The organism is Candidatus Palauibacter soopunensis (assembly GCF_947581735.1).
In the GTDB taxonomy this organism is placed as follows: Bacteria; Gemmatimonadota; Gemmatimonadetes; order Palauibacterales; family Palauibacteraceae; genus Palauibacter; species Palauibacter soopunensis.
The window spans coordinates 1-11,387 of record NZ_CANPVT010000017.1 but is presented as its reverse complement, the minus strand read 5'-3'; the positions used below and the strand labels follow the sequence as shown (position 1 = coordinate 11,387).

At 68.4% G+C, this 11,387-nt stretch carries 7 protein-coding genes; 4 read left to right on the top strand and 3 right to left on the bottom strand.

Annotation, left to right across the window (positions count from 1 at the left end):
* Positions 1-55: 55 nt before the first annotated feature.
* Genes RN901_RS06370 through RN901_RS06360 form a run of 3 tightly spaced genes read right to left on the bottom strand, consistent with a single transcriptional unit; the run spans position 56 to position 4,574 of the window.
* Complete coding sequence (locus RN901_RS06370; RefSeq protein WP_310757110.1) at positions 56-1,456, bottom strand: amidohydrolase family protein; 1,401 nt, start codon at positions 1,454-1,456, stop codon at positions 56-58.
* The gene (locus RN901_RS06365; RefSeq protein WP_310757108.1) at positions 1,453-2,865 is read right to left on the bottom strand and encodes an amidohydrolase family protein; all 1,413 of its coding nucleotides are present in this window, start codon (positions 2,863-2,865) and stop codon (positions 1,453-1,455) included. Before RN901_RS06365 ends, RN901_RS06370 begins: the two co-directional genes overlap by 4 nt.
* Positions 2,862-4,574, bottom strand: a complete 1,713-nt coding sequence (locus tag RN901_RS06360; protein WP_310757106.1) for an amidohydrolase family protein — start codon at positions 4,572-4,574, stop codon at positions 2,862-2,864. Before RN901_RS06360 ends, RN901_RS06365 begins: the two co-directional genes overlap by 4 nt.
* Before the next feature lie 249 nt (positions 4,575-4,823).
* On the opposite strand from RN901_RS06360, the gene RN901_RS06355 reads away from it, so the two are divergent.
* The 4 genes from RN901_RS06355 (at position 4,824) to RN901_RS06340 (ending at position 10,976) form a co-directional block, all read left to right on the top strand.
* Entirely contained in the window at positions 4,824-6,272 is a 1,449-nt protein-coding gene (locus RN901_RS06355) for a thioredoxin family protein (protein WP_310757104.1), read from the top strand.
* Positions 6,269-6,823 carry a UGSC family (seleno)protein gene (locus RN901_RS06350; RefSeq protein ID WP_310757102.1) on the top strand — a complete coding sequence of 185 codons (555 nt, stop codon included), beginning with the start codon at positions 6,269-6,271 and terminating at the stop codon, positions 6,821-6,823. The genes RN901_RS06355 and RN901_RS06350 overlap by 4 nt, the downstream gene beginning before the upstream one ends.
* Positions 6,824-6,956: 133 nt before the next feature.
* Positions 6,957-9,662 (top strand): Ig-like domain-containing protein, encoded by a 2,706-nt coding sequence (locus tag RN901_RS06345; protein WP_310757101.1) that lies wholly within the window; start codon positions 6,957-6,959, stop codon positions 9,660-9,662.
* Positions 9,663-9,821: 159 nt separating this feature from the next.
* Positions 9,822-10,976: a tyrosine-type recombinase/integrase gene (locus tag RN901_RS06340; RefSeq protein ID WP_310757099.1), complete on the top strand. Its 1,155-nt coding sequence runs from the start codon at positions 9,822-9,824 to the stop codon at positions 10,974-10,976.
* Positions 10,977-11,387 lie beyond the last annotated feature (411 nt).

The window sequence follows — 11,387 nt, the reverse complement described above, 5'->3', positions numbered from 1 at the left end:
CTGCGAGACAGGTTGCTCCGCGAAAAACGGGCGTCCGCTTGTGAGATGGATACTGTTACGTCGTCGTCGTGGTGACCCGCCGCGCCGGGCGGTTCCTGTATTCCTCCCACAGGCTATCGTGCTTGTTATCCAGATCGGACGGCACGCCCTTGATGAACACCCACTCGATCTGGGTCGTGATCTCGAGCGGATCCCCGTCGGTCACGATCAGGTTCCCCACCTTCCCGACCTCCAGCGACCCCAGCCGGTCGTCCACGCCCAGCACCCGCGCGGGGCCCAGAGTCACCGCTTCCAGCGCCGCCTCCTTCGAGAGCCCCCAGGACACGGAATTCGCGGCCTCGTAGGGAAGGGTTCGCGAGTCGGACGAGTTGAAGGTCGCGAACGCGATCTCGACCCCCGCGTCCTGCAGCACGCCGGGCAGCGTGTTCGGGTCGTCGTACGCGGTGTCCTCGCCCTGCGGCAGCCGCTGCACCGGCCCGAGGATCACGGGGATGTTCTTCTCGGCGAGCGTGCCGGCGATCTCTCGCGCGCCATTTCCGCCCGCGATGACGAGGTCCAGGTTCCACTTCTCCGCGAACTCGATGGCCGACTCGATTTCGCGCCACCCGTTCGCGCGCACGATGACCTTCATCCCCCGGTCGAGGACGCGCGACAGGTGCTCGAGCTGAATGTTGCGGGGCACGCGGCTCGACCCGGACGCCACCGCCTGTCGGTAGTGCTCCGCCGCCACGAACCACGAATCCATCTCCGCCACTTCCTCGTCGAAGCGCTCCTGTGCCCGCCGGAAGGAACGGCCGCCCGCCGGGGGGCCGAAGCCGGCAAATGCGCGGAACCCCGTCGAGAGCGTGGGCCAGCCGATGACCATGGCTGCGGTCTTCTCGATCTCCATCTCCTCCACCGTCCAACCATCGAGGTGGACGAGCGTGGCCTGACCCTGGATGCCGGAGCCTCCGCCCCCAAAACCGCGCCCGCCGCCGCCCGGCGCGACCATCGAGTGCGTGATCCCGTTCGCGCGCGCGACCGGGATGTGCTCGCTGGCGGGGTGGATCGCCGTGTGCGCGTTGAGATGCGGGTTCCAGCGCCCCAGCTCGCCCGCGTCGTTCGTCACCGCGACGGCCCCGATCTCCGTGAGCCCGAGCGAGCTGAACGAATCGATCATGCCGGGAAAGACGTGCTTCCCTTCCCCGTCGATGATCTCGGCGTCCGCCGGGATGTCGACGTCCGTTCCGACCGCGATGATGCGCCCGTCCCGGATCACGATCGTCCCGCCCTCGATCACGCCATCGGCCACCGTGTGAATCATGGCTCCTTGTACCGCGAACGTGCCGCCTTCCTGCGCGACGGCCCCGTTCGGCGCCCCGAGTCCGAGGATGCCGAGGACCGCCGCGGTCCCCACGATCGACTTCAACATGGTGCCGATCCTGTCACCTGTAGGGTTCGTGTATCCGTCCGTCATCGTCCACCTCCGGGCCGCCGGCCCGGCTCGCGCTCGTTGCCGGAGTCGTCGTCCTCGTCGGCCTCGCCGAGCATCTCCCTCAGCTCCGCCTTCTCGGCCTCGATCTCGGCGCGCAACGCCAGGTCCGCGTCGATATCGAACACCACGTCGCCGTCGATATACGTCGTCCGGACCTTGGCGTAGGAGGAGAGCGGATAGTTCTCCCACAGGACGATGTCCGCATCCTTCCCCGCCTCCAGCGAGCCCACGCGGTCGTCGATCATGAGCTGGATCGCCGGGTTGATCGTGACGGTGGCGAGGGCCTCGGCCTCGCTCATGCCGCCCCACTTCATCGTCTTGGCGGCTTCCTGATTGAGGTGCCGTCCCTCTTCTCCGCTGTCGGAGTTGATGGAGACGTTGACGCCGCGTTGCGTCATGATCGCCGCGTTGTGCGGGATCGCCTCGTAGGCCTCCATCTTGTAGGCCCACCAGTCCGAGAACGTGGAGGCGTGCGCCCCGTGCTCCGCCATCTCGTCTGCCACGCGATAGCCTTCGAGGACGTGCTGGAACACATGGATGCGGAAGCCGAACTCCTCGGCCACCCGCATGAGCTGCAGGATCTCGTCCGCCCGGTAGCTGTGGGCGTGCACATAGCGCGTGCCTTCGAGCACCTCGACGAGCGGATCCATGGTCAGGTTGCGGCGCGGCGGGATCGCATCGCGGTCGCCATCGGCCACGCGCGCCCGGTACGTGTCCCACTCGGCCTTGTACTCGGTGGCCTCGATGAAGGCCTGCCGGACCACGTCCATCACCCCCATGCGGGAGGCGGGATAGCGCGCCTCCTGGCCGGGGAGCGTGGGGCTCCCGGCCCGCTTCGGGTTCTCGCCGAGCGCGAACTTGATCGTGGGCGGGGCGCCCTGGAAGAGGAGACCCTGCGCGTCCGCGCCCCAGCGGTGCTTGATCACGGCGTTGTTCCCGCCGATCGGGTTCGCGCTCCCGTGCATGACGTGCGACGTCGTCGTCCCGCCCGCCGCCTCGCGATAGAGCGCGATGTCCGTCGGGTCGATGACGTCGTGGATCGAAACCATGGAGGAGACGGAGACCGCCCCCTCGTTGATCGCGTCGGCCGCGATGTGCGAGTGCGCGTCGACGATCCCGGGCGTGATGAACTTGCCCGTCCCGTCAATGACCATCGCATCGGAGGGAACCTCCACCTCGGAGGCCGGCCCAACGGCGACGATGCGCCCGTTCTCGAACAGGATGGCGCCCTCCTCGATCCTCCCGGCTTCCGCCGCGGTGAGAATCGTCGCGCCCGTGATGAGGATCGGCTGCTCCTGCGCGGCCGCCCCTCCGGGAACCCCGACCGCGAGACCGAGCGCCAGGCACCCGGCTCCGACTCGCTCGGCAGCCCGTGTCATCGGATGTCTCATCGGACACCTCCCCCGGGCCTCGTGCCCGTGAAGTCCATGTTGCGCATGCCTCCGAAGGAAGCGTTCCCTTCGATCGAATCGCCCTCGACCGTGCCGGTGTAGACGATCTCTACGTCCATGCCCGGTCCCATCGTGGCGGAGACCGTGATGCTGAACTCGTTGCCGCTCACCCAGCCGTCGGTGATCTGCTGCTCGCCCCGCTCCCCCTGGATGACGCCGGAAATCGTGCCGTCCTCCGAAACCTCGAGTTCGGCCGTCGCCTCCTGCGAGTCGTTGTTCAGGGAGAGGAGCCAGGTGCCGTTCATGTCGACCGCCGGGGGCTCCGTCGGCCGCGGCTCCGGTGCTTCCTCCTCGAACCTGTGGCCATCGACGAACACCATTCGAATGTCGGTGTCCTCATCGAACAGCGGGCCGTCGGTCACGACGAGGTTCGCGATCTTGCCCGCCTCGACGGAGCCGAGCATCGCGTCCACGCCGTAGATGCGGGCGGGCGCGGCGGTGAGCGCCTCCAGCGCCGCCTCCTCGGAGAGCCCGTTCTCGATCGCCGTCCGCACCTTTTCCATCATGGCGCGGGGGCTCCCGGCCGAGCCGCTGTAGAAGGCCCACTCGACGCCCGCTTCCTCGAGCCGGGCCGGCGTCGTCGGCGCATAGGCGCGGCGCTTCAGCGACGCCAGCGACTCGTCGGCTTCCGGATCCGCATCGCGGTTCCGCTCGGGCCAGTCGGCGTTCACGAGCACCTGGACCCCGGCCGACGCGATCTCGTCGGCGAGTCCGTACGCCTCGTGCGCGCCCTGAAGAACCGGTCGCGCGCCCGTGTCGCGCCCAAGCTTGATCGCGCGCCGGATCTGCCGCACCTCGTTCGCCGGCATCACGGTCGGCCACCCTGCCGCGATCGCGTCCTGGATCGGACCGAGCGCCCGGTCGTAGGTGGGCCGCGGCTGGCCGCTCGGGTTGGCCGTGTAGCGCGCCTCGTACTGTTGGCTGTGATCCGCATCCAGGTACAGTTGGCGGATGTACGCGATGACGCCCATGAGCGAACCCGGGAAGCTCCGGAATCCGCCGGCTCCGCTCATCGTCACGCGGAGGGCGGCGGGCGCCTTCACGACCATCTCCTGCTCGTCGCCCGCAAGGTTCACCACGACGCCCTGGCCCGTCACGATCCCGTCATCGGGCGCAACCAGCGCGTTCGTGAACCCGCCGCTGCGCCACGTCTCGATCTCGTCGGAATCCGGGTCCAGCATGTCGGCGGCGTTCACCCAGGAGTTCGTCGCCGGTCGGTCCTCGGGCCCCACGGTGCGGGGCTGGTTCGCCTGCTCGACAAACACGGCGAAGGGGTTGCCTCCCGCGCCGCCTGCGGGGTTGCCTCCCTGAGAGGCCATCCCGATCCGGGACAGCCCGTCGAACAGGCCGGGGTAGATGGTCAGGCCGGAGACGTCGATCGCCCAGGCGTCGCCCGGGACTTCGACATCGGCTCCGACCGCCTCGATGAGGCCGTTGGCGATGACGACGGTGCCGTTCTCGATGACGGCGCCCGTGCCGGTCACGATGCGCGCGTTCTGGAGGGCGAAGAACGGGGGAGGCACCGGAGCCTGGCTCGGCATGTACTGCGCGTCGGCGGTCGCTGGCGTCGCGAGGCCGGACAGTGACGTGAGGAGCAGGCCCGGGACCACCCCGCCCACCAGACGGCGCGCGAGTGTGGTGCGGTTCATCAGAGGTACATCCTTCCCAGTGGGTCCATCGGTGCGGATCCGTCCCTTGGTGCGGGCGGATCCATCCCTGCGTGTCTCTTGTGAACACGCGGGCGTGAATCTCCGTTCAGTCGCGGGCGCGGTCAACGGCCCGGACTCCGCGCGTATCGCGGGTTGCGACGCCGTGCGGGGTGTTTGTCCGCCGTCATTCGGAGCCGTAACCTGCGGCATGGAGCTTCCAGACCACGATTACATCGGAACTCCGGTTCCGTGAGCGCCCTCCTGCCGAGCAACGGTCTCGCGGTCGTCGTGAAGCGGGACTGCCCGACCTGCCGGCTGGTGGAGCCGGTGCTGGAGCGGCTTGCCGGCGGCGACGACGGCCTCGCCATCTGCAGTCAGGACGACCCGGCCTTCCCCGAGGCCGTGCCGGGTGTGATCGACGACACGGAACTCGAACACTCATTTCGCCTCGGGATCGAGACCGTCCCCACGCTCCTGCGTTTCGAGGACGGGAAGGAGGCGGGCCGCGCGGTGGGCTGGAACCGGGCGGAGTGGCGTGACCTGACGTCGACGCCGGATCTGGGCGCGGAACTGCCCGAGTTCCAGCCGGGCTGCGGTTCGCGGTCGGTCGAACCCGGCGCCCCGGAGCGGCTACGGGCGCGCTTCGGAGAGACCGGCATCGAAGCGCGACAGGTGGCGCTGGAATCGCACGCGGACCCCTTGGAAGCGTGCTTCGAGCGCGGCTGGACGGACGGGCTGCCCGTCGTCCCGCCGACCCCGGAACGGATCCTGCGCATGCTCGCGGGCACGCCCCGGGCTCCGGACGAGGTCGTGGGCGCCGTACCGCCGGACTATGCCGAGTGCACGGTCGAGAAGGTGGCGATCAACGCCGTGCTCGCGGGCTGCAAGCCGGAGTACATGCCCGTCGTGCTCGCGGCGCTCGAGGCGGCGCTCGATCCCGACTTCACGCTGCACGGGATCCTGTGCAGCACCTGCTTCACGGCGCCGCTCGTCATCGTCAATGGCCCCATCGCGCGCCTCATCGGGATGAACTCGGGGCTCAACGTCCTCGGACAGGGGAACCGCGCCAACGCGACCATCGGACGCGCGCTCAACCTCATCGTGCGCAACGTGGGCGGCGGACGCCCCGGCGAGATCGACCGTTCGACCTTCGGGGCGCCGAGCAAGTACACGTTCTGCTTCGCGGAGGACGAGTCGGACGAGGAATGGGAACCGCTCTCTGTCTCGCGCGGCGTCCCGCGCGGAACCAGCGCGGTCACCCTCTTCCAGGGCGAGGGCGTGCAGGGGATCATGGACCAGCGCTCGCGCACGCCGGAGGAACTGACCGCCTCCTTGGCGGCGTGCCTGCTGGCCGTGTGCCACCCGAAGATCTGCGAGTGGGCGCACGCGGTGCTGCTCCTCTCGCCGGAGCACTACGGCATCTACCGGGAGGCGGGCTGGGACCGGGCGCGGATCACCGAAGCGCTGCTCGAGGCCACGACGCGGCCCTTGAGCGACGTCGCACGCGGCGCGGGAGGCCTCGCCGAGGGCGTGCCGGACTCCGAGGCGCGCCTTGAAGTGCCCAAGTTCCCGCCCGGCGGACTGCTCCTCGCCCGGGCCGGCGGCGCGGCCGGACTGTACTCCGCGATCCTGGCCGGCTGGCCCGGCGGCCGCGCCTGGCAGCACTCACATCCCATCACGCGAGAGATCGAGACATGACCGCTTCGACCCCGGCGAGTTCGACGAGCGTCCTGCACGACCCCACCTCCGAACTCGCCCCCGCGATGCGCCCGCGGCGCGCGCCTCCTCCGTCGCTCGAAGGACGCGTGGTCGCGCTGCAGGGGATCGGCAAGCTCCGCAGCGACGAGTTCCTCGATCACGTGAAGACGCGACTCGACGCGCTCGGCATCGCGACGATCCGTACGGACAAGCCGACCAACGCGCGTCGGGCGCCGACCGAGTTGCTGCAGAGGATCGCTGCGGAAGCCGACGTGGTGGTTCAGGCGTTAGCCGATTGAGGGTCCTGCACGTCGTGCGGTCTGCACGACCTCAGAGACCTCGATGAGCGCGGGATCCCGGGCTGCTTCGTCGTCACGGCCGAGTTCGAGCAGGCCGCTCGCAGCCAGTCGCGCTCGCTCGGGTTCGAGCCCGCCATCGTCTGGGTCCCGCACCCGATCCAGAACCGCACGGCGGATGAACTGGAGCGGCTGGCCGAGGAGGCGATCGACTCCATCCTGAGTACCATCACACAGCCCACGACCGTGGACTGAAGACCCGACGCGGCGGCCACAAAACCTGACCGCGCCCCGCCGGTCACATCGCCCTCGCCCGGAGGACTTGAGACGCTACGAAACGATCCGTCGCCCCTGGAATCGGGGGTCGCCTTGTCGCCAGGGCGGAGTTATGAATTCTGGCCACATGCATGAGACACCCTACGATTGTCGTTTGCGAGCCGTTGTAGCGATCGGCCTGTTGGCGATCCTCTCGTGCGGGGACGGCACAACCACGGGTCCGCCGAATCCGCCGCCCGCACCGCCCCCGTCGACGCCGCCGAATCCGCCGCCTCCGCCGCCTCCACCGCAGCCAGCGGCGCTGACCGTCACTCCCGGCGCCATCCAACTCGCTGCGATCGACCAGACCGTCCAACTGGTCGCGGAAGTGCGCGACCAGAGAGGACAGATAATGACGAGCGTCGTCGTTGCGTGGTCGAGCAGCGACGGCGCGGTGGTTAACGTCGACTCCACCGGCCTGGTGCGCGCGGCCGGCGACGGCACCGCGACGGTCACGGCTTCTGCGGGGGACGCGTCGGACACCGCCGAAATCACCGTGGCGCAGGAGGTGAGCGCCATCGCGGTCTCGCCCGCCACGGCCCGGCTCGAGGCGGTCGGCGACACGGCCCGGCTGGTCGCGGAGCCGACCGACGCCAACGGATATCCCGTAGCCGACGCCGCCGTCGACTGGCGGTCGGACGACAAGAATGTCGCGGTCGTCGACTCCGCGGGGCTGGTGCGCGCCGTCGGCGAGGGGACCGCGACAGTCACGGCCTCGACCGGGGACGTGTCGGCGACCGCCGCGATCACTGTGTCGGAATCGCCGGACCGGCGTGTCCTCAAGACGCTTTATGAGACCGCCGGGGGAGCAAACTGGACGAACGGCGACCATTGGCTCACCAGCGCGCCGATCGGCCAGTGGCACGGCATCGAGGTCGACTCCGAGGGCCGTGTGGTCGGGTTGGCGCTCGGCGGCAACAATCTCACCGGCTGGATCCCGCCCGAGGTCGGGGACCTTGAACGACTGCGGTATCTGCACGTCGACCGGAATCGGCTGAGCGGCCCGCTGCCATCCGAACTTGCGGCCGCCACCGGCCTCACGGTGCTCCGGATCGGCGACAACCCGCTTTCGGGCCCGCTGCCACGGTCACTTCTGGCCCTGTCGCTCGAAGAGTTTCACTACGCCAATACCCAATTGTGCGTCCCGCCCTACGAGACGTTCCGCGACTGGCTCAGCGGCATCGCGTCCCACGCCGGCACGGCCGTGGAATGCGCTCCGCCGACGGACCGCGATGTTCTTGTGCGGCTGTACGAAGCGACGGACGGGCCGGACTGGAAGAACAGCACTAACTGGCTCACCGGCGCGCCCATCAACGAATGGCACGGCGTGACAACGGATCGGACGGGACGCGTCTCGCGCCTGGAACTGCTCGCCAACGACCTGGAGGGCGTACTGCCGGCGGCGCTCGGCGGTTTGTCCAGCCTTCGGTCGCTGAGCCTGGTGGGAAACAGGTTGACCGGGCCCCTTCCCCCCGAGTTGGGCCAACTGCGCCGACTGGAGTGGCTGCGTCTCAGTTCCAATGCGCTGGTCGGCGTCATTCCGCCGGAGATCGGGAATGCGTCGAGCTTGCAAGTCCTGAGTCTCAGCAACAATCGCCTGACCGGCGCGATCCCGGGAGAACTCGGCCAACTCACGGATCTGGAGGCGCTCGGTCTGGAGTTGAACAGCCTGAGCGGCGCACTGCCCCCCGAGTTGGGCAACCTGTCCCGCCTTCAGTACTTCGATCTTCACCGCAACATTCTGCTGGGCCCGATCCCCACAAGTCTGCTCCAACTCGACCTGAAACGGTTCCGTTTTGAGGACAATGCCCATCTCTGCGCCCCGGGGACGGCGCGTTTCGTCGCGTGGCTGGACCGCATCGACGAAGCGCGGGGAGGCTACTGCAACGCAGGCGATGTCGAGGTACTCGCACGGCTATACGAGGCCGCGGGCGGCGCCGGTTGGACGAGGTCGGACGGCTGGCTGGCCGGCCAGCCGCTTGAAGGCTGGTACGGAGTCGTCACCGATACCATCGGCTATGTCCGTGAACTCGATCTGAGCGGGAACGGATTGGTCGGCGCGCTGCCCTCCGAACTCGGAGAGCTCGCCAGCCTGACCGCGCTCCGGATCGACGGAAACGCCCTTTCCGGTCCCTTGCCGCTCTCACTCGCCCAACTCGCGGTCCGGGAATTCCGATACTCCGGCACCGAGTTGTGCGTTCCCTCCGACGGGGGGTTTCACGACTGGCTGAACACGGTTTCGTCTCATGACGGCACTGGTCTGGAATGTCCGGCGCGCGATGATCGCGCAATCCTTGAAACGCTGTACCGATCCCTCGGCGGACCGAACTGGAGCCGCCGCAGGGCTGGCTGGCTGACCGATCAGCCGCTCGGCACGTGGGATGGAGTCCGGGTGGACGGCGACGGGAGGGTCGTCGAGTTACGCCTGAGTTCCAACAATCTTTCGGGGCGCATCCCGGCGGAACTGGGCAATCTGTCCCGCTTGCGAGCGCTTTACTTGTCGGGCAACTCCATCGTCGGTCCGATCCCGGCCGCCATCGGCGATCTTTCCCGGCTCGAGGAGCTTTACCTCACGTTCAATCCTCTCACGGGCGAGATTCCGGCCGAAATCGGGAAGCTCTCCAACCTCAGGGTACTCGATCTCGCGAGTACCAACGGACTGCGGGGCTCGATCCCGGCGGAACTGGGTGCGCTTGGTGAATTGGAGGAGCTTCGCCTCAACGATAATCGTCTGACAGGCCCTATCCCGCCCGAACTCGGCACACATCTTCCAGTGTAGTCCACCAAGGTTCAGTAAATAGGCCATAACACGTTATTAGATAACGTGTTCGGTGGCATTCCCGGCGCTCCACCGTCCCTTGCGGTCCATCGCCATCCGGTGTATTCTTCCCGGTGTAGTGCTGCAATGAGTGATACACCACAAGGAAGGAACCCCACCATGAAGCGACCGAGAACACTCTCCGCCGCGTTCGTTCGGACGATCAACCGGCCCGGAGTCTACGGCGACGGGCGCGGCGGGCGCGGGCTGAGCCTTCGCGTCCACCGGACGCTGGATGGCCGGATCACCAAGACATGGCGGCAGCGCGTCAGGATCGAGGGGCGGCTCACCTCGATCGGACTCGGGCCGTATCCCGAGGTGACGCTTGCCGAGGCCCGCCAGAAGGCGCTGGACAACAGCCGGGGCGTCCTCTTGGGCCAGGACCCGCGCGGGCGTGGCGTTCCGACGTTCGCCAAGGCCGCCGAGCGGACCATCAAGCTCCACCGGGAGTCTTGGAAGGCGGGGAGTCCGCTTCCCGGGCAGTGGGAATCCACCTTCCGCCTTCATGCCGCCCCGCTCCTCGACAAGCGGGTGGACCGGATCGAGAGCGCGGACGTGCTGCGCTGCCTCTCGCCGATCTGGAACTCGAAGCCCGCAGCGGCGCGGAAGGCCCAGCACCGGATCACCGCCGTCTTCCGCTGGTGCATCGGTCGAAACTACCGGGCGGACAACCCGGTGGACCGGGCGGTCGTTGCGCTGCCGAAGGCGAACGGCCACACGACAACCCACCACCGCGCGCTCCCGCACGGAGAGGTCGCCGCCGCGCTCCGAGCGGTTCGCGGGACCACCGACACGCACCCTTCGGCGGCTCTGTGCGTCGAACTGATCGTCCTCACCGCCGTCCGTCCCGGCGAAGCGAGGGGCGCGCTCTGGGACGAGATCGACATGGACGCGGCGACGTGGACGATACCGGCATCCCGGATGAAGGCGGGCCGCGAGTTCACGGTCCCACTCAGCACCGCCGCGCTCGATGTTCTGGAGCGGGCGCGCAAGCTGTCGGGCGAATCGCCGCTGGTGTTTCCGTCGCGGACCGGCGGACCGCTGCCGCCGAAAGCGCCGCTCAGGGTGCTCAAGCGGGCCGGGGTCGCCTCGACACTGCACGGATTCCGGTCGAGTGCCCGGTCGTGGATGGCCGAGTCGGGCGTCCCGGCGGAGGTCGCGGAGGCCTGCCTTGCCCACGTCCCGAGAAGCCAAGTCGTTCAGGCGTATCAGCGGTCCGACCTGCTGACACGCCGCGCCGAAGTCATGCAGGCGTGGGGCGAGTACCTCGGGTAGCTACACGCCGGCCCCGGCCCCGATCCGCACAACCCTTCCTCTTCCGTAGCGCGGTCGGCGGGCGACCGCGTTGCCGCCATCCACGGCGGCAAATCGAGCCGAACCGGCCTTGCCGGACCGGATTCCACGCCTCTGGACGATCATCCTTCGGTTCGCCAAGGGGGCGTCCCGCCGCGCCGCTGGCGGAGCTCTTCCGAGGCTCTGACACGTTATGACACAACATGATACGTCATAAGCACTTAGGTAATTTCCTAGGGGGTTGACGTGCTTGCGGACGTTCGTTCAGCGTTCGGGCATGGAGACGCTGGAGGGACAGTTCATTTCGCGCGTGAGCGCGTTTCTCGGGCGCTCGTGCGTGAGCCCGACGGCGTTCGGCCAGATGGCGGTGGGCGATCCGAATCTGATGCGCCA